Origin of the sequence: Geopseudomonas aromaticivorans (assembly GCF_019097855.1) — a bacterium.
GTDB lineage: Bacteria > Pseudomonadota > Gammaproteobacteria > Pseudomonadales > Pseudomonadaceae > Geopseudomonas > Geopseudomonas aromaticivorans.
This window is the reverse complement of sequence record NZ_JAHRGL010000040.1, coordinates 194,690-218,467: the sequence shown is the minus strand read 5'-3', so window position 1 is coordinate 218,467 and position 23,778 is coordinate 194,690. Positions and strand designations below refer to the sequence as shown.

The following is a 23,778-nucleotide window of genomic DNA, read 5'->3' as shown; positions in this document are numbered from 1 at the left end:
GCTCAGGCCGGATCCTCGTCCAGCGCCAGCGGCAGGCTCGCCGAGCGTTCCAGCCAGTCGGCCGGCAGGCTCTTGCTGGCGCGCGCGCCGAGCAGCTTGAGCTGTTCGCTGCGCGAGATCAGGTCGCCGCGGCCGGCGACGAGCTTGTTGCGCGCATTGGCGTAGGCCTTGTCCAGCTGCTGCAGGCGGTTGCCGATCTCGTCGAGGTCCTGCACGAACAGCACGAACTTGTCGTACAGCGCACCGGCGCGCTCGGCGATCTCGCGGGCATTGAGGTTCTGCCGCTCCTGGCGCCACAAGCTGTCGATCACCCGCAGGGTGGCCAGCAGGGTGGTCGGGCTGACGATCACGATGTTCTGCCCGAAGGACTCCTCGAACAGCCCCGGCTCGGCCTGCAGGGCGGTCGCGAAGGCGCCTTCCAGCGGCACGAACAGCAGGACGAAGTCCAGGCTGTGCAGCCCCTCGAGGCGCTGGTAATCCTTGCCGGAGAGCCCCTTGAGGTGGCTGCGCAGCGACTGCACGTGCTGCTTGAGGGCCTGCTGGCGGCTGCCTTCGTCCTCGGCGCCGACGTACTGCTGGTAGGCGGTCAGGCTGACCTTGGCATCCACCACCACCTGGCGCTCGCCGGGCAGGCGGATCAGCACGTCGGGCTGGAAGCGTTCGCCGCCGGCGCCGCGCAGGCTGACCTGGGTGTCGTACTCGCGGCCCTTCTCCAGCCCGGCGTGCTCGAGCACCCGCTCGAGCACCAGCTCGCCCCAGTTGCCCTGGGTCTTCTGTCCCTTGAGCGCGCGGGTCAGGTTGGTCGCCTCGTCGCCGAGACGCTGGTTGAGCTGCTGCAGGCGCTCCAGCTCCTTGCCCAGCGAGAAGCGCTCGCGCGCCTCCTGTTGATAACTCTGCTCGACGCGCTGCTCGAAGCTGTGGATGCGCTCGCGCAGCGGGTCGAGCAGCTGGCCGAGGCGCTGCTGGCTGCTCTCGGCAAAGCGCTGCTCGCGCTCGTCGAAGATCTTCCCGGCCAACTCGGCGAACTGCGCGCGCAGCTCGTCGCGCGCCGCCTGCACCTCTTCCAGGCGCTGGCGATGGCCCTGCTGCTGCTCGCGCAGGGCCGCCGCCAGCGCCGCCCGCTCGGCGGCCAGGTCGCGCAGCTCCTCCTCGCGCTGCTGGCGCTCCTGTTGCCACTGCTGCGCCGCCTCGGCGGCCCGCTGACGCTCGACGGTCAGCAGCTGGGTCTCGCGGCGCAAGCCCGCAGTCTCCCCCTGCAGGGTCAACAGCAGGCGCTGCTGGCCCTGCGTCTCGCTGCGCGCCTGGCCGAGCTGCACAGCCAGCTCCTCGCGCGCCTTTTCGCTGGCGCTCAAACGCTCTGCCAGCTGGCCCAGCTGCTGCTGGGCCAGGCTGCGTTGCTGCTGCAGCTGCCAGAGCAGGGCGGCCGCCGGCAGCGCAGCGACGACAAGACCCAGCAACAGACTGGACAACTCGAAAGACATGGTGGTGCTCCTGAACGCAATAGCGGCGAGTATACCGGGCCGCCGGGACGGCCAGGCGGCAGGCCGCCTGCCGCGTTCAATCCACAATTACTGTGGATAACTGGGTGGACAAATTCCGGACAGATCGCCCCGCCCCCTGCAATGCATGGCCTGCAGACAATCTGGTTACTTTTTGCTCAGATTTTTTTCTGCTTGTATTTCAACGAATTAGTTATTAGGGCCAAGCGGCTGACGATGCAGGGCCGGCGAACGGCAATGCGGCCAATGGCACGCAGATTTTGTGCACAACTTCGCAACCCTGCCCCAGCCAGGACCCACCGGCCCCGACTGCGGGCAGTGTTCTCCTGTGGAAAAACAAGAGGGCCGGTTGCTTGCGCAACCGGCCCTCTGTGGACAACTCGCGATCAGCGCCTTACAGCGGCTTGCCGCGGTTGCCGTGCTGGCTGACGAAGTCCTGCACGGTTTTCAGGTCGTTGGCCAGCACGGTGCAGCGCTCCTCGCGCTGGAACAGGTCGGCCAGGTGCGGCGGCAGCTGCGGTACGGCCGCGATGCCGGCCTTCTCCACCGCTTCCGGGAATTTGACCGGATGCGCGGTACCCAGCACCACCATCGGCAGCGCCAGGCTGCGGCGGCACTCGCGGGCGGCCTTGACGCCGATCGCGGTGTGCGGGTCGAGCAGGTAGCCGGTCTGCGCATGCACCTCGGCGATGGTCGCGCAGGTGCCCTCGTCGTCCACCGCCAGCGAGTCGAACAGGCGGCGCGCCTCGGTCCAGCGGTCGTCCGCGACCGACAGCTTGCCGGTGGCCTTGAACTCGTCCATCAGCGCGCTGACGGCCAGGCCGTTGCGGCCGTGCAGGTCGAACAGCAGGCGCTCGAAGTTGGAGGAGACCATGATGTCCATCGACGGCGACAGCGACGCGTGCAGGGTGTCCTTGTCGTAGCGGTTGCCGGACATGAAGCGGTGCAGGATGTCGTTGCGGTTGGTGGCGACGATCAGCTGGTTGATCGGCAGGCCCATGTTGCGCGCCAGGTAGCCGGCGAAGATGTCGCCGAAGTTGCCGGTCGGCACCGAGAAGGCCACCGAACGGTGCGGCGCGCCGAGCTGCAGGGCGGCGTGGAAGTAGTAGACGATCTGGGCCATGATCCGCGCCCAGTTGATCGAGTTGACCGCCACCAACCGGGTGCCCTTGAGGAAGCCCTGGTCGGCGAAGCTGGCCTTGACCATCTCCTGGCAGTCGTCGAAGTTGCCTTCGATGGCGATGTTGTGGATGTTCTCGCCGAGGATGGTGGTCATCTGCCGGCGCTGTACCTCGGACACGCGGTTGTGCGGGTGCATGATGAAGATGTCGACGTTGTCGCAGGCCTTGCAGCCCTCGATGGCGGCCGAGCCGGTGTCGCCGGAGGTGGCGCCCATGATCACCACGCGCTCGTTGCGCTTGGCCAGCACATGATCGAGCAGACGGCCGAGCAGCTGCAGGGCGAAGTCCTTGAACGCCAGGGTCGGACCCTGGAACAGCTCGAGCACCCACTCGTTGGCGCCTAGCTGAGTCAGCGGCGCCACCGCCTGGTGGGCGAACACTCCGTAGGTTTCTTCCAGGATGCGCTTGAAGTCGGCGTCGGCGATGCTGCCGGCTACGAACGGGCGCATCACCCGGAAGGCCAGCTCGTGGTACGGCAGGCCGGCCCAGGAAGCAATCTCCTCGACGGTGAAGCGCGGCAGGTTTTCCGGCACGTAGAGGCCGCCGTCGCTGGCCAGGCCGGCGAGCAGCACGTCTTCGAAGTTGAGGGCCGGCGCCTGGCCGCGGGTACTGATATAGCGCATGGGGGCAAACCTTCGGTCTGAGCGGCCAGCGGCAGGCAGGTCGGACGACGCTGCGCGCAGCTGGCCGCCTGGATTAATTGAGTTGTTCGACGCGGATACGCACGACCTGGCCGGCCACGCCTTCCAGAGCTTCCAGAGCAGCGATGGCGTCGTTGATCTGCGCCTCGCGCACGCGGTGGGTGACCAGGATCATCGGCACCAGGCCGTCGTGCTCCTCGGCTTCCTTCTGCATGATCGACTCGATGTTGATGCCGCGCGCGGAGAGGATGGTCGCCACCTGGGCCAGCACGCCCGGATGGTCCTTGGCCTGGATGCGCAGATAGTAGGCGCTCTCGCAGGCCTCGATCGGCAGGATCGGGTGGTCGGACAGCGCGTCCGGCTGGAACGCCAGGTGCGGTACGCGGTTCTCCGGATCGGTGGTCAGCGCGCGGACCACGTCGACCACGTCGGCCACCACCGCCGAGGCGGTCGGCTCCATGCCGGCACCGGCGCCGTAGAACAGGGTGCTGCCCACGGCGTCGCCGTTGACCATCACCGCGTTCATCACGCCGTTGACGTTGGCGATCAGGCGGTCGGCCGGGATCAGCGTCGGGTGCACGCGCAGTTCGATGCCGGCCTCGGTGCGCCGGGCCACACCCAGGTGCTTGATGCGGTAGCCCAGCGCCTCGGCGTAGTTGACGTCGGCGGTGGTCAGCGCCGTGATACCTTCGGTGTAGGCCTTGTCGAACTGCAGCGGGATGCCGAAGGCGATCGAGGCGAGGATGGTCAGCTTGTGCGCGGCATCGATGCCCTCGACGTCGAAGGTCGGATCGGCCTCGGCGTAGCCCAGCGCCTGGGCTTCCTTGAGCACGTCGTCGAAGGTGCGGCCCTTCTCGCGCATCTCGGTGAGGATGAAGTTGCCGGTGCCGTTGATGATGCCGGCCAGCCAGTTGATGCGGTTGCCGGCCAGACCTTCGCGGATCGCCTTGATCACCGGGATGCCGCCGGCCACCGCAGCTTCGAAGGCGACGATGACGCCTTTCTCGCGGGCCTTGGCGAAGATCTCGTTGCCGTGCACGGCAATCAGCGCCTTGTTGGCGGTGATCACGTGCTTGCCGTTGTCGATGGCCTTGAGCACCAGCTCGCGGGCCACGGTGTAGCCGCCGATCAGCTCGATGACGATGTCGATTTCCGGGTTGCTGACCAGCTCGAACACGTCACCGGTGATGGGGGTACCGGTGGTATCGCATTGCGGGTTGGCGTCACGCGCGGCAATCTGCGCCACTTCGATGCCGCGCCCGGCACGGCGGGCAATCTCCTCGGCATTGCGCTTGAGCACATTGAAGGTGCCGCCACCGACGGTTCCCAACCCACAGATACCTACTTTCACCGGTTTCACTCTAGTTTCCCCATCATTACGACGCAGTACGGCCGGCGATGCCGGCCGATGAAAAGATCCGCACATTACGAAGCGCTTGATTGTTAGTCAATCAGCAGCAACCCGTCACTCACTTCGCCGCGGCCGCCAGTGCTGCCTCGGCCAGCTGCGGGGCCGGCTGGTAGCCGGGGATCATCCGGCCGTTGGCCAGCACGATGGCCGGAGTGCCCTGCACGCCGATCATCTGGCCGAGCTGGTACTGCTTGGCCACCGGGTTGTCACACTTGGCTTCAGGCACGTCCTTGCGCGCCTTGGCCAGGCTCATCGCCGCGCGACGGTCCTTCGCGCACCACACGCTGACCAGGGTGTTGTAGCCATGGCTGGCGATGCCCTGGCGCGGGAAAGCGACGTAGCGCACTTCGACGCCGCGGCGGTTGAGCTCGGCCACTTCGCTGTGCAGCTTCTGGCAGTAGCCGCAGTCGGTGTCGGTGAACACGGTGATGTGGGTCTTCTGCGCCGCCTTCTCGTCCGCGGGGAACACCACCATCTCGGCCGGCGGGATGGCGTTGATCTGCTTGGCCACCCCCTTGCTCTCGGCCTGCTCGGTGAGGTTGACGGTCTTGCCGTCCTTGACCTGGAACAGGAAGCCTTGCAGGACGAACTGGGCGTCGGCACTAGTGTAGAGCAGGCGCCCACCCTTGAGCTGGACCTGGTACAGGCCGGGCATAGGGCTTTCGCTGATGGCCTCGATCGGCAGGTCGGGCTGCAGCGACTTCAGGGTCTGGCGGATGGCCTGATCGGGCTCGGCAGCCAGGGCGATGGAACTGGCCAGCCCGAGCGTGGCGGCAGCGAGAAAACGGAACAGACGCATGGAAACTCCTTGAGCGCGAGGAAGCGGCTTGAACTATTGATAAAGCCTAACATACCCGCCCGCCGCGACTGCGGAGCGGGTACACAGGCCGACGATCAGCCGCGCGGATGATGCTCGGCATGCAAGGCCTGCAGGCGCGCCCGGGCCACATGAGTGTAGATCTGCGTGGTCGACAGATCGCGGTGACCCAGCAGCATCTGCACCACGCGCAGGTCGGCGCCGTGATTGAGCAGATGGGTGGCGAAGGCATGGCGCAGGGTGTGCGGCGACAGCGGCTTGTCGATGCCCGCCGTGCGCGCATGCAGCTTGATGCGGTGCCAGAAGGTCTGCCGGGTCATCTGCTCGCCGCGCAGACTGGGAAACAGCACGTCGCTAGGCCGCCCGATCAGCAGCTCGCCGCGCGCCTCGCGCAGGTAGCGCAGCAGCCAGTCGACGGCCTCCTCGCCGAGCGGTACCAGACGCTCGCGCGCGCCCTTGCCGAACACCCGCACCACGCCCTGGCGCAGATTGACCTGCTCGAGGGTCAGCGCCACCAGTTCGCTGACCCGCAGGCCGCAGGCGTAGAGCACCTCAAGCATCGCGCGATCACGCAGGCCGAGCGCCTCGCTCACCTCCGGCGCCGCCAGCAGCGCCACGACCTCCGCCTCGCTCAGCGAGCTCGGCACCGCCCGCGCCTGGCGCGGCAGCGAGACCAGCAGGGTCGGGTCCTCGGCAAGCAGCCCCTCGAAGGTGCAGAAATGGTAGAAACCGCGCAGGCAGGACAGCAACCGCGCCGTGGAGCGGGCGTGATAGCCGTTGTCCAGACGCCAGCCGAGATGCTCGCGAATCAGCTCGCGATCAACGCGCAACAGATCGAAGCCGCGCTCCACCAGCCAACCCTGGAAAAGCGCCAAGTCGCTGCCGTAGGCGGAACGGGTATGCCGCGCAAGCCCCTTCTCCAGCCACAGGGACTCGAGGAAGCGGTCGATCAGCGGATGGTCGGGAGCAGGCATGGGAAAATCGCCACGGCAAGGGAGCGCGCAGTCTGGCACGAGCACGGCGCACACGGCCAGCCGCCGGGAAGCCCGCTGGCTGCGCGCCAGCCGGTGCAGGACGAATCGCGGGCACAAAAAAAGCAGCCCGAAGGCTGCTTTTTCCAGCAGGAAAGCGGGTCTTAGACCAGCTTCTCCTTGATGCGTGCAGCACGACCGGACAGCGCGCGGAGGTAGTACAGCTTGGCCTTGCGCACGTCACCGCGACGCTTGACGTTGATGCTGTCGACCAGCGGGCTGTAGGTCTGGAAGGTACGCTCAACGCCGAAGCCGTTGGAGATCTTGCGCACGGTGAAAGCGCTGTTCAGGCCGCGGCTACGCTTGGCGATAACCACGCCTTCGAAGGCCTGCAGACGCTCGCGGTCGCCTTCCTTCACTTTCACTTGCACGATCACGGTGTCGCCAGGGGCGAAGGCCGGGATCGCTTTGGTCATCTGCTCAGCTTCGATCTGCTGAATGATCAGGTTCTTGTTGCTCATGCTGTGCTCCAAAGACAAGTCGTGGGACTTGCCATCGATACGTTATCTATCGTCCCGCTGGCGGATGTATTCCTCCAGCAGCTTCTTCTCTTCTCCAGAAAGCGAGCGACTATCCAGAAGATCGGCACGTCGTTCCCAGGTACGTCCCAGGGACTGCTGCAAACGCCAGCGCCGGATGTGTTCGTGGTTGCCGCTGAGCAGCACCGGCGGAACACTTCTGCCCTCGCACACCTCGGGTCGGGTGTAGTGCGGGCAATCGAGCAGGCCATCGGTAAACGAGTCCTCCTCGGCGGAATCTGCATGCCCCAACGCTCCGGGCAGCAACCGCGTAACCGCATCGATCAGCACCATGGCCGGCAGCTCACCGCCGGACAAGACATAATCGCCGATCGACCATTCCTCATCCACGTGCGTCTCGATGAAACGTTCGTCGATGCCTTCGTAACGCCCGGCAATGAGGATCAAACGCTCCTCGGTCGCCAGTTCGCGAACCGCCGCCTGGTCAAGACGACGTCCTTGCGGCGACAGGTAGATCACCTTGGCCGCACCGCCTGCGGCTGTCTTGGCAGATGCCAGGGCCAGCTCCAGCGGCTTGATCTTCATCACCATGCCGGGGCCACCGCCGAAGGGCCGATCGTCCACCGTCTGGTGGCGGTCCTCGGTGTAGTCCCGCGGATTCCAGCAGTGCAGTTGCAGGAGACCCTGCTTCACCGCGCGACTGGTAATGCCGTATTCGCTGATGGCGCCGAACATCTCGGGAAACAGGCTGAGAACGTCTACCCGCATGGGTTAGAAATCCGCATCCCAGTCCACCCGCATCTCGCCGGCAGCCAGATCGACCTGCTGCACGCATTGCCCGGTATAGGGCAACAGGCGCTCACGATCATCCAGACTACCCGCGCAGGGCTTCACCACCAATACGTCATTGGCGCCGGTTTCCAGCAAGTGATCGACCCGACCGAGCAACTGCCCGTCCTGGTTGATGACCCGCAGGCCTTCCAGCTGATACCAATAGATCTCGTCATCCTGCAGAGCCGGCAGCTGGCTGCGCGGCACAAGGATGAGAAACCCAACATGGTTCAGGGCCTCTTCGCGATCGTCGAGTCCCTTGATCCGGACAGTCAGCACCTTGCCATGCAGGCGGCCACTGACCAGTTCGACCTGGCGGACTTCACCATCGCGCTTGAGCGTCCAATGACGGTAGTCCAGCAGGTTCTCCAACGGGTCGGTGTAGGAATACACCTTCACTTCACCGCGGATGCCGAACACCGAAACGATTTTGCCGAGGACGACCAGATCCTCAGCGGGTGCCGGCGAATGTTGCATCATCAAGGTCTCAGGCTTTCGCCGCTTCCTTGAGCAACTGGGCAGCGCGCTCGGAAGCCTGGGCACCCTGGCTCAGCCAGTACTGGGCGCGTTCGGCGTTCACGGACAGACGTACTTCGGCACCGGTAGCAACCGGATTGAAGAAGCCAATACGCTCGATGAAGCGACCTTCACGGGCGGAGCGGCTGTTGGTCACGGTCAGGTGATAGAAAGGGCGCTTTTTGGAGCCGCCACGAGCAAGACGGATGGTTACCATTGAACTTCGTTCCTGTAGTCGTTGCTTGCAAACACTGCATGCACACTAGGGCGCACGGCCCGAAAGGCCGCACATTCTAAGGATTATCCGGGGATTTGCAAAGCCCTTTTCCAGCGCCCACCAAGGCGGGCACTGGAAGACGGAGTCATCCTCTGTTTGTCGCGTACCGCCGGAGCGGCCCGCGATGATCGGCGGCGACGACCAGCGTCGCCGCCCGATTCTTACATTTTCGGCATGCCGCCGCCGGGCAGCAGGCCGCTCATGCCACGCATCATCTTGGCCATGCCGCCCTTGGCGGTGACCTTCTTCATCATCTTCTGCATCTGCTTGTGCTGCTTGATCAGGCGACCGACATCCTGCACCTGGGTACCGGAACCCAGGGCGATGCGGCGCTTGCGCGAGCCACTGATCAGCTCGGGGTCGCGGCGCTCGAGGGGGGTCATCGAGTTGATGATCGCCTCCATCTGCTTGAACTGCTTCTCCGCCACGTTCTGGGCATTGCCCATCTGACCGAGATTCATGCCGCCGAGCATCGGCAGCTTGTCCATCAGGCTGCCGAGGCCGCCCATGTTCTTCATCTGCTGCAGCTGGTCGCGGAAGTCCTCGAGATCGAAGCCCTTGCCCTTCTTCAGCTTCTTGGTGAGCTTCTCCGCCTTCTCGCGGTCCATGGTCTGCTCGGCCTGCTCGATCAGGCTGAGCACGTCACCCATGCCGAGGATGCGCGAGGCCACGCGATCGGGATGGAACGGATCGAGCGCTTCGCTCTTCTCGCCCATGCCGAGGAACTTGATCGGCTTGCCGGTGATGGCGCGCACCGACAGCGCCGCACCGCCACGGGCATCGCCGTCGACCTTGGTCAGCACCACGCCGGTCAGCGGCAGGGCTTCGTTGAAGGCCTTGGCGGTGTTGGCGGCATCCTGGCCGGTCATGGCGTCGACCACGAACAGGGTCTCCACCGGGTTGATCGCCGCGTGGACCTGCTTGATCTCCTCCATCATCTCGGCGTCGATGTGCAGACGGCCGGCGGTGTCGACGATCACCACGTCAATGAACTTCAGCTTGCCCTCGGCGATGGCCGCGCGGGCGATGTCCACCGGCTTCTGGCTCAGGTCGGAGGGGAAGAAGGTGACCCCCACTTCATTGGCCAGGGTTTCCAGCTGCTTGATCGCCGCCGGGCGGTAGACGTCGGCCGACACCACCAGCACCGACTTCTTCTTGCGCTCCTTGAGGAAGCGCGCCAGCTTGCCGACGGTGGTGGTCTTGCCCGCGCCCTGCAGGCCGGCCATCAGGATCACCGCCGGCGGCGTAGCGGCGAGGTTCAGGTCCTCGTTGGCCGCGCCCATCAGCTCTTCCAGCTCGGCACGGACGATCTTCACGAATGCCTGTCCCGGTGTCAGGCTCTTCGACACCTCGGTGCCAACCGCGCGATCCTTGACCTTGTTGACGAAGTCCTTGACCACCGGCAGGGCGACATCGGCCTCGAGCAGGGCCATGCGCACCTCGCGCAGGGTGTCCTTGATATTGTCCTCGGTCAGCTTGGCGCGCCCGGTGACATTGCGCAGCGTCTGCGAGAGGCGGTCGGTCAAATTCTCGAACATGCACGTTCCTTGGAAGATGGAGCTTGCGGCAGGCGGCGGATTATAGCCGAGACCGGCCGCCGCCGACACCGCCCGCAGACTTTCGTGGATAGTCGGTTCTGTGCCAAACTCGGCAACTCCGAGGCTTCTTCCACAAGGACTTATGACGCCTTTGCTGCCCAGCCTGGCGGCGGCCGGCCTGTATGCCGGCGCTGCACTCTATCAGGCACTGCTGCTGTCCCGTCGTGCGACGCCTGACAAGCGCCTGCTCGGCCTCCTTGGCGTGCTGGCCCTGCTGGCCCACGCCTTCGGGCTGCGCCTGCTGCTGCTGAACAACGGCGCCCTGCAGCTCGACTTCTTCAATGCCGCCAGCCTGCTGGCCGCCGCAGTGATCACCCTGACCCTGCTGGCCAGCCTGCGCATCCCGGTGGAAAACCTGCTAGTGCTGCTGTTCCCACTGGGCAGCCTGACCACCCTGCTCGCCCTGCTGCCGGGCGGCACAACCCAGCCAATCGTCGAGGAGCCGGGCATCCTCGCCCACATCCTGCTGTCGATCCTGGCCTACGGTCTGCTCACCATCGCGGTGGTCCAGGCCCTGCTGCTGCTTCTGCAGAACCGCCAACTGAAGAACAAGCACCCGTCCGGCATCATCCGCAACTTCCCGCCGCTGCAGACCATGGAAAGCCTGCTGTTCGGCTTCCTGTGGGGCGGCTGGTCGCTGCTGTCGCTGTCGCTGCTGTCCGGCTGGCTGTTCCTCGACGACCTGTTCGCCCAACACCTGGTGCACAAGACCCTGCTCGCCTGCGTGGCCTGGGTGGTGTTCGGCGTGCTGCTGTGGGGCCGCCACCAGCTCGGCTGGCGTGGCGGCAAAGCGATCCGCTGGACCCTGGCCGGCTTCCTGCTGCTGATGCTGGCCTACTTCGGCAGCAAGCTGGTCCGCGAATTCATCCTGCATATCTGAAGGTAGACACCGTGGGCGATGACCATAGTGGTTTCCTGCCCCGCCTGCTGCGCAGGCTCTGGCAACTGCTGCGCCCGCTGCCGCTTCCCGTCGCCGAGACGACCGATCACGAAGAACTGCGCGACGCCGTGCACGAGTCCGCACCCGGCCAGCCACGCAGCCGCCAGGCCATGCTGGCGGGCATTCTCGAACTGGACCGGGTCACGGTCAACGACATCATGATCCCGCGCAACGAGGTGGTCGGCATCGACCTGGAGGACGACCTCGAGCAGATCACCGCCCAGCTGCGCAACACCACCCACACCCGCCTGCCAGTCTACCGCCACGACCTCAACCAGATCGAGGGCGTGGTGCACATGCGCCGCATCGCCCGCCTGCTGACCAGCAGCCGACCGAGCCACGAACTGCTGCGCAGCGCCTGCGTGACCCCCTATTTCGTGCCGGAAAACACGCCGCTGTCGACCCAGCTGATCAACTTCCAGAAGCACAAGCGCCGCATGGGCATGGTGGTCGACGAGTACGGCGAGGTCATCGGCCTGGTGACCTTGGAGGACATCCTCGAGGAAATCGTCGGCGAATTCACCACCCAACCCGGGGTGCACGAGCCAGAAATCCACCCGCAGGACGATGGCAGCTACGTGGTCGACGGCAGCGCCCACATCCGCGAGGTCAACCGCGAGCTGAGCTGGCGCCTGCCCTGCGACGGCCCCCGGACCATCAACGGCCTGGTCACCGAAGCCCTGGAAAACCTTCCCGACAGCAGCGTGTGCCTGAAGATCGGCGCGTACCACCTGGAGATCCTGCAGTCCGCGGAAAACCGGGTGACCCAGGTACGCATCTGGCAGCACGGCCAGCGCCAGCCGGGGCCGGCCGCCTGACACCCTGCCCGCTTCAGCGAAAAGGGCCGGACCTCTCGCGAGGGCCGGCCCTTTTTTACGGACGGATCAGCCTTACAGCTCGATCGTCACCGCCTGCGCCGCACGCAGCGCCTTGGTCCGCGCAGCCTCGATCGACGCGTCGCGCGCCAGCGCCACACCCATGCGCCGCTGGCCGCTGACCTCAGGCTTGCCGAACAGGCGCAGTGCCGTATCCGCCTCGGCCAGCGCCGCCCCCAGGTTGCCGAAACGCACTTGCTGCGACTCGCCTTCGACCAGGATCACCGCCGAGGCCGACGGGCCGAACTGGCGGATCGCCGGGATCGGCAGGCCGAGGATGGCCCGCGCATGCAGGGCGAACTCGGACAGATCCTGGGAAATCAGGGTCACCAGGCCAGTATCATGCGGGCGCGGCGACACTTCGCTGAACCACACCTGCTCGCCCTTGATGAACAGCTCGACGCCGAACAGGCCGCGTCCGCCAAGGGACTCGGTCACCGCATGGGCAATACGCTCGGATTCGGCCAGCGCCTTCGGGCTCATCGCCTGCGGCTGCCAGGACTCCTGGTAGTCGCCCTTCTCCTGGCGATGACCGACTGGCGCACAGAAGGTGGTGCCGCCGGCATGGCGCACGGTGAGCAGGGTGATTTCGTAGTCGAAGTCGATGAAGCCCTCGACGATCACCCGCCCCTTGCCGGCACGGCCGCCTTCCTGGGCATAGTCCCAGGCCTTCTGCACGTCGGCTTCGCCGCGCAGCAGGCTCTGGCCCTTGCCGGAGGAGCTCATGATCGGCTTGACCACGCAGGGGAAGCCCAGCTCGGCCACGGCCGCGGCGTAGTCCGCGAAGGAGTCGGCGAAGCGGTATGGCGAGGTCGGCAGGCCCAGCTCCTCGGCCGCCAGGCGGCGGATGCCCTCGCGGTTCATGGTCAGCCGGGCGGCGCGCGCGGTCGGCACCACGGTGAAGCCCTCGGCCTCCAGTTCGACCAGGGTGTCGGTGGCGATCGCCTCGATCTCGGGAACGATGTAGTGGGGCTGCTCCTGCTCGATCACCGCACGCAGCGCGGCGCCGTCGAGCATGCTGATCACGTGGCTGCGATGCGCCACCTGCATGGCCGGCGCGTTGGCGTAGCGGTCGACGGCGATCACCTCGCAGCCCAGGCGTTGCAGCTCGATGGCGACTTCCTTGCCCAGCTCGCCAGAGCCGCACAGGAGCACACGGGTCGCGCTCGGCGACAGCGGGGTTCCGATCATGGTCACGGAATGCTTCCTTCAGAGGGGGTTGGGTTTTACCAGAAACTGTCCAGCCGCCAGGGCACGCTCATAACAGCGCGCGAGCACGGCGCGGCGCTCGGCGTTGTCCATCCGCCCCCAGCGGGTGATTTCCTCGCCGCTGCGCTGGCAGCCGACGCAGATATCGTCATCGTCCAGCGCGCAGACATACACGCAGGGCGAGGCAACCGGTTTTTCCTGCGCTGGCGGCTGCAGTTCGACCATCAGTCGGCCTGCTCGACCAGTTCGCGGGCATAGCGACGGGCATTGTCCACATAGTGGGCGGCGTTGTTTTCCAGGCCGCGCATCTGCTCCTCGCTGAGCTGACGCACCACCTTGCCCGGCACGCCCATCACCAGGCTGCCGTCGGGAATTTCCTTGCCTTCGGGGATCAGCGCACCGGCGCCGATCAGGCAGTGCCGGCCGATCTTCGCGCCATTGAGCACCACCGCGCCGATACCGACCAGGCTGTGATCGCCAACCGTGCAGCCATGCAGCGTGACCTTGTGGCCGATGGTGACGCCCTTGCCAATGGTCAACGGCCAGCCCATGTCGGTGTGCAGCACACTGCCGTCCTGTACGTTGCTGTTCTCGCCGACGTGGATCAGCTCGTTGTCGCCGCGCAGCACGGCACCGAACCAGACACTCGCGCCAGCCTCCAGACGCACCTTGCCGATCACGCTGGCCGTGGCAGCAATCCAGCTGTCGGGATGGGCTTCGACATGGGCATCGCCCAGTTGGTATTTCATCGGCAGGCTCCTCGGCTCGCTCAACGATAGTGGCTGTAATGGGGCGGCGGCTCGCGCAGCTCGATGCCGGCGTCGTAGATCAGGTTGACCAGCTCGACCACCATCATCGCAGTCAGGCCCCAGATCTTGAAGCCGCCGTAGCGGTAGCTGGGCACGTACCAGCTGTAGCCGAGGTAGTCGATGCGGTGGGTAATCTCGCGCGGGTCATCGCGGAAGAACTTCAGCGGCACCGAGAATACCGCAGCAATCTCGTCGTCGTTGGCCTTGAATTCGACATAGTCGGGGATGAAGCCGACGTAGGGGGTGACCTTGATGCCGTGCCGCGAGATCTGTGTACTGAGCGGACCGACCACCTCGACCAGACCGGGCGCCAGCCCCACCTCCTCGTACGCCTCGCGCAGGGCAGTGAATACCAGCGACTCGTCCTCGGGATCGCGCCGCCCGCCAGGGAAGGCCACCTCGCCGCCGTGGGTGGACAAGCCGCTGGCGCGCAGGGTCAGCACCAGCTGCGGATCTTCGCTGCGGGTGATCGGCATCAGCACCGCCGCTTCGGGGAAGTTGCGATCGCTGGGCAGGGATTCGGGGCTGTGGGCCTGCACGCGTTGGCGCAGTTCGTCCAGCATGGGGCAATCTCGTCGTCTGTTCGTCCCGAATCATGGCATGAAAGCCCGGATGCGCCCAAGCCCTCCGCCCGGCAACCGGCATATCCCGCTTTCCCTCCTCGTGACGCTCCCCTAGAATTGACTGCGAAATGCCGGCACGAGGACGGCGTAACAGTGCGCTGATCAGCCCCAGCAGCGCCCTGCATGAACAACCGGCCGCCGGGCTGACGGCCACCCTGGTTCGCATTGGAATGCCTGTCATGCGCTGGTCGATTGTCTTCTGCTGTTTTCTGTTCGCCACCCTGGCTAATGCCATGAGCACGCCAGGCCTCGACAGCCCGGCAATCGACAAGGTGCTGGTGGTCAAGTCCGAACGCAAGCTGCTCCTGCTCAGCCGCGGCGAAATCCTCAAGAGCTACCGGGTCTCGCTGGGCAAGCAGCCCAACGGCCCGAAACGCTACCAGGGCGACAAGCGCACCCCGGAAGGCTTCTACTGGATCGACTGGCGCAAGACCAGCGACAAATACAACCTGTCCATGCACATCTCCTACCCCAACCAGCAGGATCTGCACCACGCCCGGCAGAAGGGTCTTCCGGCCGGCGACATGATCATGATCCACGGCACGCCGCTGGACGCGGAATATCCCGAGTGGTATTTCCACACCCTCGACTGGACCGAAGGCTGCATCGCCATGCGCAACCACGACATTCGCGAGGTGTGGAGCCTGGTCAAGGACGGGACGCTGATCGAGATCCGTCCCTGACGCTGCAGGCGATCAAACAAAAAAGGCGCCACATCCAGGGATGCGGCGCCTTTTTTGTTGCACCTCGTCGAGAGGTCCGAGCCTAGAACACCATGTCCGACAGGCGCCAGACGTCGAAAGCCGGCGTCTCGTAGGGGTGCTGCTGCTTGAGCGCCTTGACCGCCGCATGGATCAACTCGTCGGCCACCACCATCTCGACCTTCCACTCGGCCACCTGCGCCAGCTCACCCTGAGCCCCCTCGTAGGGCTGACTGCCCGGCAGCGGATGGAACTGCCCCTGCCCGAGGGTCTGCCAGCAGCAGCTGTCGTAACTGCCGATACGACCGGCACCGGTAGCGAAGATCGCGGTCTTGACCGTTTCCAGATGGGACTCGGGAACGAAGAAACACAGCTTGTACATCAAGAACTCCGGGGCGAAGAGAGTTGCGGCGGCAGTGGCACTTGGCCACAGAGGATACTGGGTGATAATTCGGCCACTCAGGACCGGGTGCTTCGTCCCTGACAGCACAAAAACGTAATCCATCCTCAGACGCCAAATCCGCGAACAAGATCACGCCCCACACAAAGAAATGGCGCCAAACAGGCGCCACCGCAATAAAACTTGCCGCCCACCGGCAGCCCGAAGGCCACCGGCGGGCGGGCATGGGCTCAGTCGACCCAGACCCGCGCGTTGCGGAACATGCGCATCCAGCCGGCGTCTTCCTGCCAGTCGTCCGGACGCCAGGAGTTCTGCACGGCGCGGAACACGCGCTCCGGGTGCGGCATCATGATGGTGACGCGACCGTCGCGGGTGGTCAGGCCGGTGATGCCGCGCGGCGAACCGTTGGGGTTGGCCGGGTAGCTTTCGGTGACCTTGCCATGGTTGTCGACGAAGCGCAGCGCCACGGCGCCGGACAGGTCGGCCTGCAGCAGGGCTTCCTCGCTGGCGTACTCGGCATGCCCCTCGCCGTGGGCGATGGCGATCGGCAGACGCGAACCGGCCATGCCCTGCAGGAAGATCGACGCCGACTCCTGCACCTGGACCATGGCCACCCGCGCCTCGAACTGCTCGGAGCGGTTGCGCACGAAGCGCGGCCAGGCCTCGCTGCCGGGGATCAGCTCGCCCAGGTTGGAGAGCATCTGGCAGCCGTTGCACACGCCAAGAGCGAAGCTGTCCTTGCGCGCGAAGAAGGCGCTGAAGTTATCGCGGGCGCGGTTGTTGAACAGCACCGACTTGGCCCAGCCGCCACCGGCGCCGAGCACGTCGCCGTAGGAGAAGCCACCACAGGCCACCAGGCCCTTGAAGTCTTCCAGGCTGACGCGACCGGCGATGATGTCACTCATGTGCACGTCGACCACGGCGAAGCCGGCGCGGTGGAAGGCCGCCGCCATCTCGGTCTGTCCGTTGACGCCCTGCTCGCGCAGAATCGCCATGCGCGGGCGCACGCCGGTGTTGATGTAGGGCGCCGCGACGTTGTCGTTGACATCGAAGCCGAGCTTGACCGACAGGCCCGGGTTGCTGTCGTCGAGCAGCTGGTCGTACTCCTGCTCGGCACACTCGGCGTTGTCGCGCAGGCGCTGGATGCGGTAGCTGGTCTCGCTCCAGATGCGCTGCAGGATGCGGCGCTCGGCGCGGTAGACCACCTCGTCGCCCAGGCTCAGGCGGATGTCGCCACCGGCAACCGGCTGGCCGATCACGCTGACGCAGTCGGCCAGGCCAACGGCGGCAAAGCGCGCCAGCACCTCGGCAGTGTCGGCCTGACGGACCTGGACGACCGCGCCCAGCTCCTCGCTGAACAGCGCGGCGCCGAGCGCCTCGCGGCCGGCCGCCAGCACGTCGAGCTGCAGATCGAGACCGCAATGGCCGGCGAAGGCCATTTCCACCACGGTGGTCAGCAGGCCGCCGTCGGAGCGGTCGTGGTAGGCCAGCAGCTTGCCGTCGGCGTTCAGGCCCTGGATGGTGTCGAAGAAGCCCTTGAGGTCGGCGGCGTTGTCGACATCCGGCACGCTGCGGCCGATCTGGCTGTAGACCTGGGCGATGATCGAGCCGCCGAGGCGGTTCTGGCCACGACCGAGGTCGATCAGCAGCAGTTCGCTGGCGCCCTGGTCCAGACGCAGCTGCGGGATCAGGGTGCGGCGGATGTCCTGCACCGGCGCGAAGCCGGAGACGATCAGCGACATCGGCGCGGTGACGCTCTTGTCGGCACCCGCGTCCTGCCAGCGGGTCTTCATCGACATGGAGTCCTTGCCCACCGGGATGGTGATGCCCAGCGCCGGGCACAGCTCCATGCCCACCGCCTTGACCGTGTCGTACAGGCGGGCGTCCTCGCCCGGGTGGCCGGCAGCGGCCATCCAGTTGGCCGACAGCTTGATGTCGGAAACCTTGGCGATGCTGGCAGCAGCCAGGTTGGTGAGGGTTTCGCCGACCGCCATGCGCCCGGAGGCTGGGGCGTCGAGCAGGGCCAGAGGGGTGCGCTCGCCCACCGCCATGGCTTCACCGGTGTAGACGTCGAAGGCGGTGGCGGTCACGGCGCAATCGGCCACCGGCACCTGCCACGGGCCGACGAACTGGTCGCGGGCCACCAGGCCGGTGATCGAACGGTCGCCGATGGTGATCAGGAAGCTCTTGCTGGCCACCGCGGGGTGACGCAGCACGCGCTCGACCGCCTCGTCCAGCTCAAGGCCGGCAGCGCAGAAGTCGTCGCCCAGCTCGGCCTCGCGGGTCACCGAGCGGTGCATGCGCGGCGCCTTGCCGAGCAGCACCTCCAGCGGCATGTCCACCGGGTTGTTGCCGAAGTGGCTGTCGGCCACGGTCAGACGCAGCTCCTCGGTGGCCTCGCCGACCACGGCGAACGGGCAGCGCTCGCGCTCGCAGATGGCCTTGAAGGTGTCGAGGTCGGCGGCGTCGACGGAGAGGACGTAGCGCTCCTGCGACTCGTTGCACCAGATTTCCAGCGGGCTCATGCCCGGCTCGTCGTTGGGCACGTTGCGCAGCTCGAAGCGGCCACCGCGGCCGGCATCGTTGATCAGCTCCGGCAGGGCGTTGGACAGGCCGCCGGCGCCGACATCGTGGATAAACTTGATCGGGTTCTGCTCGCCCATCTGCCAGCAGCGGTCGATGACCTCCTGGCAGCGGCGCTCCATTTCCGGGTTCTCGCGCTGCACCGAAGCGAAGTCGAGGTCGGCCGAGCTGCTGCCGGTCGCCATCGACGAGGCGGCACCGCCGCCCAGGCCGATCAGCATGGCCGGGCCGCCGAGCACGATCAGCTTGCCGCCGACCGAGATCTCGCCCTTCTGCACGTGCTCGGCGCGGATGTTGCCCAGGCCGCCGGCGAGCATGATCGGCTTGTGGTAGCCGCGCACTTCCTCGCCACGCGGGGTGGCGATGGCCTGCTCGAAGGTACGGAAGTAGCCGGTCAGGTTGGGCCGGCCGAACTCGTTGTTGAACGCCGCGCCGCCCAGCGGACCCTCGACCATGATGTCCAGCGCGCTGACGATGCGCTCGGGCTTGCCGTAGGCCTTCTCCCACGGCTGCTCGAAGCCGGGGATCTGCAGGTTGGACACGGTGAAGCCGACCAGGCCGGCCTTGGGCTTGGAGCCGCGACCGGTGGCGCCCTCGTCGCGGATCTCGCCGCCGGAGCCGGTGGAGGCACCGGGGAACGGAGCGATGGCGGTCGGGTGGTTGTGGGTCTCCACCTTCATCAGGATGTGTATCGGCTCCTGATGGGCGGCGTACTCGTGGCTGCCCGGCTGCGGGAAGAAGCGCCCGGCGCTGAAACCCTCGATCACCGAAGCGTTGTCCTTGTAGGCGGACAGCACGCCTTCGCGGTGCAGCTCGTAGGTGTTCTTGATCATGCCGAACAGGGATTTCTCCTGGCTTTCGCCGTCGATGTCCCAGCTGGCGTTGAAGATCTTGTGCCGGCAGTGCTCGGAGTTGGCCTGGGCGAACATCATCAGCTCGATGTCGTGCGGGTTGCGCCCCAGCTCGACAAAGTTCTGCACCAGGTAGTCGATCTCGTCCTCGGCCAGGGCCAGGCCCAGCTGAACGTTGGCGGCCTCCAGGGCCGCGCGACCGCCACCGAGCACATCGACCACGGTCAGCGGCTTGGGCTGGGCATGGCTGAACAGGGCGCCAGCCTCCTGCATGTCGGCCAGCACCAGCTGGGTCATGCGGTCGTGCAGGGTCGCGGCGACCAGCTCGACCTCGGCCGCGGACAGTTCACCGGCGACGTAGTAGGCGATGCCGCGTTCCAGGCGCTGGATCTTGCCCAGGCCGCAGTTGCGGGCGATATCGCTGGCCTTGCTCGACCACGGCGAGATGGTGCCGAAACGCGGCACCACCAGGAACAGGCGCCCCTGCGGCTCCTGCACCGGCACGCTCGGTCCGTACTGCAGCAGACGGGCCAGCACTTGTTCCTCGTTGCTGTCGAGGGCGCTGGACACTTCGGCGAAATGGGCAAACTCGGCGTACAGGCCGGCTACCGCAGGGACCTTCTCGGTCAGTTGCTCGAGCAGTTTGCCGTGACGGAAGGCGGAAAGAGCGGGGGTGCCGCGCAGGATCAGCATTGTCGGAACAGCCTCTTGGGCAAGGGAGTGCGAAAGACCCGACATTCTAGCGCAAAGCCGCCAGCCCGGCACCCGCAGCCGTCGCCACCGGGCGGCCGACCGACCAGCCGACCGCCGATATATGGCCCCATGCCCGGCTTTGCGTATACTCCAGCCATGTTCAGCCTCAATGTACGACGCCTGCGCCCCAGCACCTGGCTGCTGACCACCGTACTTCTCCTGCTGCTCAGCGCGTGTGGCAAACCGCCGACCGCCCTCGAGCGCGTGGAGGAGGAAGGCGTGCTGCGTGTGATTACCCGCAACAGCCCGACCACCTACTATCAGGACCGCAACGGCGAAACCGGCTTCGAGTTCGACCTCGCCGAGCGCTTCGCCGAGAGCCTGGGCGTCAAGCTCGAGATCGAGACGGCCGACAGCTTCGACGAGCTGTTCGCCCGCCTTAACAGCCCCAACGGCCCTCACCTGGCTGCCGCCGGCCTGGTCGAGTCCGCCCAGCGCAGCCAGACGATACGCTTCAGCCAACCCTATCTGGATGTCACCCTGCAGGTGGTGTACCGCAAGGGCCGGCCGCGACCGACCAAACCGGAGCAGCTGCTCGGCAAGCGCATCGTCGTGGTCAAGGGCAGCATTCACGCCGAACGACTGGCCGAGCTGAAAAAGCGCCTGCCCGAGCTGCAGTACACCGAATCCGACGAAGTCGAAGTCACCGACCTGCTGGGCATGGTCGACGAGGGCAAGATCGATCTGACCCTGGTCGGCTCCAACGAACTGGCGATGAGCCAGTTCGGCTTCCCCAACGTGCACGTCGCCTTCGACCTGGAGGGCACCCAACACCTCGCCTGGGCAGTAGCGCCGGGCGCCGATGCCAGCCTGCTGGAGAAGATCAACGCCTTCCTGGCCAAGGCCCGCCAGGACAAGACCCTGCAGCAGCTCAGCGAGCGCTACTACGGCCATATCGACGTCCTCGGTTACGTCGGCACCTACACCTTCGCCAAGCACCTGCAGCAGCGCCTGCCCCTCTACGAAGGGCATTTCCGCAAGGCCGCCGAAACCCACAAGATCGACTGGCGGCTGCTCGCCGCCATCGGCTACCAGGAATCGATGTGGCAAGCCGACGCGGTCTCCAAGACGGGAGTGCGCGGCCTGATGATGCTGACCCAGCGCACCGCGCAGTCGATGGGCGTGGCCGACCGCCTCGACCCCCGGCAGAGCATTCGCGGCGGCGCTCGCTACTTCATCCAGGTGCATGCCGAACTGCCGGACAGCATCAAGGAGCCGGACCGCAGCTGGTTCGCCCTCGCCGCCTACAACATCGGCGGCGGTCACCTCGAGGATGCGCGCAAGCTGACCCAGGCCGCCGGCCTGAACCCCAACAAGTGGCTGGACGTGAAGAAGATCCTGCCCCGCCTGTCGCAGAAGCAGTGGTATCGCAAGACCCGCCACGGCTACGCCCGCGGCGGCGAACCGGTGCACTTCGTCAACAACATCCGCCGCTACTACGACATCCTCAGCTGGGTGACTCAGCCGCAACTGGAAGGCGGCCAGGTGGCCGAGCGCGGCCTGCACAGCCCCGGCATCAACAAGACCCCGCCGAAGGAAGAGCCACGCCTGTAACCGCGCGACTTACCCTTTCTGGCGCCGCCGGCGGAAGAACTCGCTGAGCATGCTGCCGCACTCCGCCGCCAGCAGCCCGCCCTCGATCAGCAGGCGGTGATTGAGGAAGCTCTGCTCGAAGAAGCGCCCGCGGCTTTCCACCACCCCGGCCTTGGGCTCGGTAGCACCGTAGACCACCCGACCGATGCGCGAATGCACAATCAGCCCGGCGCACATGCTGCACGGCTCCAGGGTCACGTACAGCGTGCTGCCAGGCAGCCGGTAGTTCTCCAGGCTGCGCGCCGCATCGCGGATCGCCACCATCTCGGCATGGGCGCTGGGATCGTGGGTGGAGATCGGGCAATTGAAGCCGCGGCCGACGATCTCGCCGTCCACCACCAGCACCGCGCCCACCGGCACTTCGCCCAGCGCCGCGCCCTGCGCAGCCAGCGCCAGCGCCTCGCGCATGAAGCGCTCGTCGTGGCTGCGGTCGATGATCATCGGTTTCTTCATGGCGAAAAGGCTGCGGGGGAAGGAAAGCCCGCCAGTTTGGGAAAAGCCGGCGCGGAGTCAAGCCCGCACGACCCGAAGCCCCATATGGACCGTCGGGTAGAAAACTCGCACAGCGATTTTCTACCGATGAGCGCAGGCCGCGGCACGGCCTGGTGGGCAATCGCTGCGCGGGTTGCACCACCCTACGCCCTCCCCCGCCTTCTCCACTCAGACCACCGCGATGGCCGCCATCAACCCGGTTTCCATGTGGTCGATGACGTGGCAGTGGAACATCCAGGTGCCCGGATTGTCGGCCACCAGCGCCACCCGCGCGGTCTCCTGCTTGCCCAGCAGGTAGGTATCGGTGAAGTACGGCGTGATCGCCCGGCGATTGGAGTCGAGCACCTTGAAGCTCATGCCGTGCAGGTGGATCGGATGCTGATACTGGCTGAGGTTGCGCAGCTCGAGGATGTAGCTGTGCCCCTGCTTGAGGGTGGCGATTGGCCGCTCGGCGCAGCGCTTGTCGGCGATGTCCCAGGCCTGGCCGTTGATCTGCCAGAAGCTGTGCGCCGCGCCCTGGGCCAGGTTGACCGACACCGCGCCGGTCCACTCGAAGTTGAAGCGCTGGGTCTCGGCGCCGACCAGATCCGGCTCGGCGACGGGATTGGCCGGCAGCGCCGGCGGCCAGTCGCCGGCCGGCTCCTGGCTGGCCACGCTCTTCAGCGTCGCCAGGCGCAGCGGGCCGTTGCGCAGTGCCAGCTCGGTGCCGGCCTCCGGCACCCGCAGGGCCAGTTCGATGCGCATCCCCGGACCCAGCCAGTACTCCTGGCCCAGCGGCTGCGGCGCCACCGGATTGCCGTCCAGCGCGTAGATGCGCGCCTCGGCCTGCGGCAGGTTGAGGCGGTAGGTCAGAGTGTTGTCGAGGTTGAGCAGGCGCAGGCGCACCACCTGCCCGGCCGGCAGTTCGAGGGTCGGCGCATGCGCGCCGTTGACCGTGCTCAGGCGCCCCGCGGTGCCGCCACGCGCCGCCTCGCGCGGCACGCTGAAGTCGCCGAAGGCGCCCTGCTCGTCCACATGCCAGCTCTTCAGACTCAGCGTGCGCTCGTGGCGGAAGCCGCTCGGCTCGCGCTCCTCGACAATCAGCGGACCGACCAGGCCGCGCCCCAGCTGTTCGCCACTGGCGGTGTGCGGGTGATACCAGAAGCTGCCGGCATCCGGCACCACGAAGTCGTAGTCGAAGTACTCACCGGGCAGCACCGGCAGCTGCGACACGTAGGGCACCCCGTCCATGGCCAGCGGCAGGCGGATGCCGTGCCAGTGGATGGTACTCGGCACCTCGAGCCGGTTGATGAAGCGCACCCGCAGGCGCTCGCCCTGGCGCGCGCGCAGCTCGAGACCCGGCGCCTGGCCGCCGTAGGCCCAGGCACGGGTCTGGTGCCCGGGCACCAGCTCCACATCCAGCGGCGCGGCGATCAGCTCGTAGTCGTGGGTCGTCGTGGCGGCCGGACGGGCGAGCCAGTAGCGCGCACCGCCACCGGCCAGGCCGAGCACGCCGAGGCCGGCCAGGCCGGTGAGGACTTGCCTGCGGGTAAAGGACATCGAGACCCCCTAGCTGCGGAAAATGGCACGCTGCGCCGGCACTCGAGCCTACTGACGCAAACGTAGATGACAGAGTTTCTCATTTTCCTGGAGGCCAGTGCGAGCCATTACGACGATACCAACGTGCGG

At 66.3% G+C, this 23,778-nt stretch carries 21 protein-coding genes and 1 pseudogene; 4 read left to right on the top strand and 18 right to left on the bottom strand.

The features are described 5' to 3' along the window. Positions 1-2: 2 nt before the first annotated feature. From KRX52_RS14315 to ffh, 10 genes are all read right to left on the bottom strand, one after another. Complete coding sequence (locus tag KRX52_RS14315) at positions 3-1,481, bottom strand: DNA recombination protein RmuC (RefSeq protein WP_217682389.1); 1,479 nt, start codon at positions 1,479-1,481, stop codon at positions 3-5. Positions 1,482-1,893: 412 nt separating this feature from the next. Then, positions 1,894-3,303 carry a threonine synthase gene (thrC, locus tag KRX52_RS14310; protein WP_217682388.1) on the bottom strand — a complete coding sequence of 470 codons (1,410 nt, stop codon included), beginning with the start codon at positions 3,301-3,303 and terminating at the stop codon, positions 1,894-1,896. A 73-nt stretch (positions 3,304-3,376) separates the two neighbouring features. Continuing rightward, positions 3,377-4,681: a homoserine dehydrogenase gene (locus KRX52_RS14305; RefSeq protein WP_217682387.1), complete on the bottom strand. Its 1,305-nt coding sequence runs from the start codon at positions 4,679-4,681 to the stop codon at positions 3,377-3,379. 109 nt (positions 4,682-4,790) lie between these two features. Then, entirely contained in the window at positions 4,791-5,531 is a 741-nt protein-coding gene (locus tag KRX52_RS14300) for a thioredoxin fold domain-containing protein (RefSeq protein ID WP_217682386.1), read from the bottom strand. Positions 5,532-5,626: 95 nt separating this feature from the next. Further along, positions 5,627-6,523 carry a site-specific tyrosine recombinase XerD gene (gene xerD / locus KRX52_RS14295; RefSeq protein ID WP_217682385.1) on the bottom strand — a complete coding sequence of 299 codons (897 nt, stop codon included), beginning with the start codon at positions 6,521-6,523 and terminating at the stop codon, positions 5,627-5,629. A 161-nt stretch (positions 6,524-6,684) separates the two neighbouring features. Then, a complete protein-coding gene (rplS, locus tag KRX52_RS14290; protein WP_217682384.1) occupies positions 6,685-7,041 on the bottom strand; it encodes a 50S ribosomal protein L19 in 357 nt (118 codons plus the stop codon). 42 nt (positions 7,042-7,083) lie between these two features. Beyond that, positions 7,084-7,827 (bottom strand): tRNA (guanosine(37)-N1)-methyltransferase TrmD, encoded by a 744-nt coding sequence (trmD, locus tag KRX52_RS14285; RefSeq protein WP_217682383.1) that lies wholly within the window; start codon positions 7,825-7,827, stop codon positions 7,084-7,086. Between the two features lie 3 nt (positions 7,828-7,830). Continuing rightward, positions 7,831-8,367 (bottom strand): ribosome maturation factor RimM, encoded by a 537-nt coding sequence (gene rimM / locus KRX52_RS14280; RefSeq protein WP_217682438.1) that lies wholly within the window; start codon positions 8,365-8,367, stop codon positions 7,831-7,833. Positions 8,368-8,377: 10 nt separating this feature from the next. Beyond that, a complete protein-coding gene (gene rpsP / locus KRX52_RS14275) occupies positions 8,378-8,623 on the bottom strand; it encodes a 30S ribosomal protein S16 (protein WP_217682382.1) in 246 nt (81 codons plus the stop codon). A gap of 221 nt (positions 8,624-8,844) precedes the next feature. Beyond that, entirely contained in the window at positions 8,845-10,221 is a 1,377-nt protein-coding gene (ffh, locus tag KRX52_RS14270; protein ID WP_217682381.1) for a signal recognition particle protein, read from the bottom strand. Between the two features lie 142 nt (positions 10,222-10,363). On the opposite strand from ffh, the gene KRX52_RS14265 reads away from it, so the two are divergent. Both KRX52_RS14265 and KRX52_RS14260 read left to right on the top strand, forming a co-directional pair. Further along, positions 10,364-11,161: a cytochrome C assembly family protein gene (locus KRX52_RS14265; RefSeq protein WP_217682380.1), complete on the top strand. Its 798-nt coding sequence runs from the start codon at positions 10,364-10,366 to the stop codon at positions 11,159-11,161. Positions 11,162-11,253: 92 nt separating this feature from the next. Next, positions 11,254-12,039, top strand: a pseudogene (locus KRX52_RS14260) (transporter associated domain-containing protein); the annotation flags it as partial. A gap of 72 nt (positions 12,040-12,111) precedes the next feature. Here KRX52_RS14260 and purT read toward each other — a convergent pair. Genes purT through KRX52_RS14240 form a run of 4 tightly spaced genes read right to left on the bottom strand, consistent with a single transcriptional unit; the run spans position 12,112 to position 14,677 of the window. Continuing rightward, positions 12,112-13,293, bottom strand: coding sequence for a formate-dependent phosphoribosylglycinamide formyltransferase (gene purT / locus KRX52_RS14255; RefSeq protein WP_217682379.1), 1,182 nt, complete (start codon positions 13,291-13,293; stop codon positions 12,112-12,114). A 12-nt stretch (positions 13,294-13,305) separates the two neighbouring features. Next, positions 13,306-13,530, bottom strand: coding sequence for a DUF1289 domain-containing protein (locus tag KRX52_RS14250; protein ID WP_217682378.1), 225 nt, complete (start codon positions 13,528-13,530; stop codon positions 13,306-13,308). Further along, complete coding sequence (locus tag KRX52_RS14245) at positions 13,530-14,054, bottom strand: gamma carbonic anhydrase family protein (RefSeq protein WP_217682377.1); 525 nt, start codon at positions 14,052-14,054, stop codon at positions 13,530-13,532. The genes KRX52_RS14250 and KRX52_RS14245 overlap by 1 nt, the downstream gene beginning before the upstream one ends. A gap of 20 nt (positions 14,055-14,074) precedes the next feature. Further along, a complete protein-coding gene (locus tag KRX52_RS14240; RefSeq protein WP_217682376.1) occupies positions 14,075-14,677 on the bottom strand; it encodes a CoA pyrophosphatase in 603 nt (200 codons plus the stop codon). 239 nt (positions 14,678-14,916) lie between these two features. Here KRX52_RS14240 and KRX52_RS14235 point away from each other — a divergent pair, with 239 nt between their 5' ends. Beyond that, positions 14,917-15,420, top strand: coding sequence for a L,D-transpeptidase family protein (locus tag KRX52_RS14235; RefSeq protein WP_217682375.1), 504 nt, complete (start codon positions 14,917-14,919; stop codon positions 15,418-15,420). Positions 15,421-15,502: 82 nt separating this feature from the next. On the opposite strand, the gene KRX52_RS14230 is transcribed toward KRX52_RS14235, so the two are convergent. Beyond that, on the bottom strand, positions 15,503-15,820 hold the full coding sequence (locus tag KRX52_RS14230; RefSeq protein WP_217682374.1) for a YqfO family protein: 318 nt from the start codon (positions 15,818-15,820) through the stop codon (positions 15,503-15,505). Between the two features lie 248 nt (positions 15,821-16,068). Further along, positions 16,069-19,965, bottom strand: a complete 3,897-nt coding sequence (gene purL / locus KRX52_RS14225; RefSeq protein ID WP_217682373.1) for a phosphoribosylformylglycinamidine synthase — start codon at positions 19,963-19,965, stop codon at positions 16,069-16,071. A 156-nt stretch (positions 19,966-20,121) separates the two neighbouring features. Between purL and mltF the strand changes: the two genes are divergently transcribed. Then, positions 20,122-21,579 (top strand): membrane-bound lytic murein transglycosylase MltF, encoded by a 1,458-nt coding sequence (gene mltF, locus KRX52_RS14220; RefSeq protein ID WP_217682372.1) that lies wholly within the window; start codon positions 20,122-20,124, stop codon positions 21,577-21,579. 9 nt (positions 21,580-21,588) lie between these two features. Here mltF and tadA read toward each other — a convergent pair whose 3' ends face one another. After that, a complete protein-coding gene (gene tadA, locus KRX52_RS14215; RefSeq protein ID WP_217682371.1) occupies positions 21,589-22,071 on the bottom strand; it encodes a tRNA adenosine(34) deaminase TadA in 483 nt (160 codons plus the stop codon). A 207-nt stretch (positions 22,072-22,278) separates the two neighbouring features. Continuing rightward, positions 22,279-23,649, bottom strand: coding sequence for a multicopper oxidase family protein (locus KRX52_RS14210; RefSeq protein ID WP_217682370.1), 1,371 nt, complete (start codon positions 23,647-23,649; stop codon positions 22,279-22,281). Positions 23,650-23,778 lie beyond the last annotated feature (129 nt).

Coding starts and splice junctions, on each gene's coding strand:
- KRX52_RS14315 (WP_217682389.1), bottom strand. CDS start 1,481: ATGTCTTTCGAGTTGTCCAGTCTGTTGCTGGGTCTTGTCGTCGCTGCG.
- thrC (WP_217682388.1), bottom strand. CDS start 3,303: ATGCGCTATATCAGTACCCGCGGCCAGGCGCCGGCCCTCAACTTCGAA.
- KRX52_RS14300 (WP_217682386.1), bottom strand. CDS start 5,531: ATGCGTCTGTTCCGTTTTCTCGCTGCCGCCACGCTCGGGCTGGCCAGT.
- xerD (WP_217682385.1), bottom strand. CDS start 6,523: ATGCCTGCTCCCGACCATCCGCTGATCGACCGCTTCCTCGAGTCCCTG.
- rplS (WP_217682384.1), bottom strand. CDS start 7,041: ATGAGCAACAAGAACCTGATCATTCAGCAGATCGAAGCTGAGCAGATG.
- trmD (WP_217682383.1), bottom strand. CDS start 7,827: ATGCGGGTAGACGTTCTCAGCCTGTTTCCCGAGATGTTCGGCGCCATC.
- rimM (WP_217682438.1), bottom strand. CDS start 8,367: ATGCAACATTCGCCGGCACCCGCTGAGGATCTGGTCGTCCTCGGCAAA.
- rpsP (WP_217682382.1), bottom strand. CDS start 8,623: ATGGTAACCATCCGTCTTGCTCGTGGCGGCTCCAAAAAGCGCCCTTTC.
- ffh (WP_217682381.1), bottom strand. CDS start 10,221: ATGTTCGAGAATTTGACCGACCGCCTCTCGCAGACGCTGCGCAATGTC.
- KRX52_RS14265 (WP_217682380.1), top strand. CDS start 10,364: ATGACGCCTTTGCTGCCCAGCCTGGCGGCGGCCGGCCTGTATGCCGGC.
- KRX52_RS14250 (WP_217682378.1), bottom strand. CDS start 13,530: ATGGTCGAACTGCAGCCGCCAGCGCAGGAAAAACCGGTTGCCTCGCCC.
- KRX52_RS14245 (WP_217682377.1), bottom strand. CDS start 14,054: ATGAAATACCAACTGGGCGATGCCCATGTCGAAGCCCATCCCGACAGC.
- KRX52_RS14240 (WP_217682376.1), bottom strand. CDS start 14,677: ATGCTGGACGAACTGCGCCAACGCGTGCAGGCCCACAGCCCCGAATCC.
- KRX52_RS14235 (WP_217682375.1), top strand. CDS start 14,917: ATGCGCTGGTCGATTGTCTTCTGCTGTTTTCTGTTCGCCACCCTGGCT.
- KRX52_RS14230 (WP_217682374.1), bottom strand. CDS start 15,820: ATGTACAAGCTGTGTTTCTTCGTTCCCGAGTCCCATCTGGAAACGGTC.
- purL (WP_217682373.1), bottom strand. CDS start 19,965: ATGCTGATCCTGCGCGGCACCCCCGCTCTTTCCGCCTTCCGTCACGGC.
- mltF (WP_217682372.1), top strand. CDS start 20,122: ATGTTCAGCCTCAATGTACGACGCCTGCGCCCCAGCACCTGGCTGCTG.
- tadA (WP_217682371.1), bottom strand. CDS start 22,071: ATGAAGAAACCGATGATCATCGACCGCAGCCACGACGAGCGCTTCATG.
- KRX52_RS14210 (WP_217682370.1), bottom strand. CDS start 23,649: ATGTCCTTTACCCGCAGGCAAGTCCTCACCGGCCTGGCCGGCCTCGGC.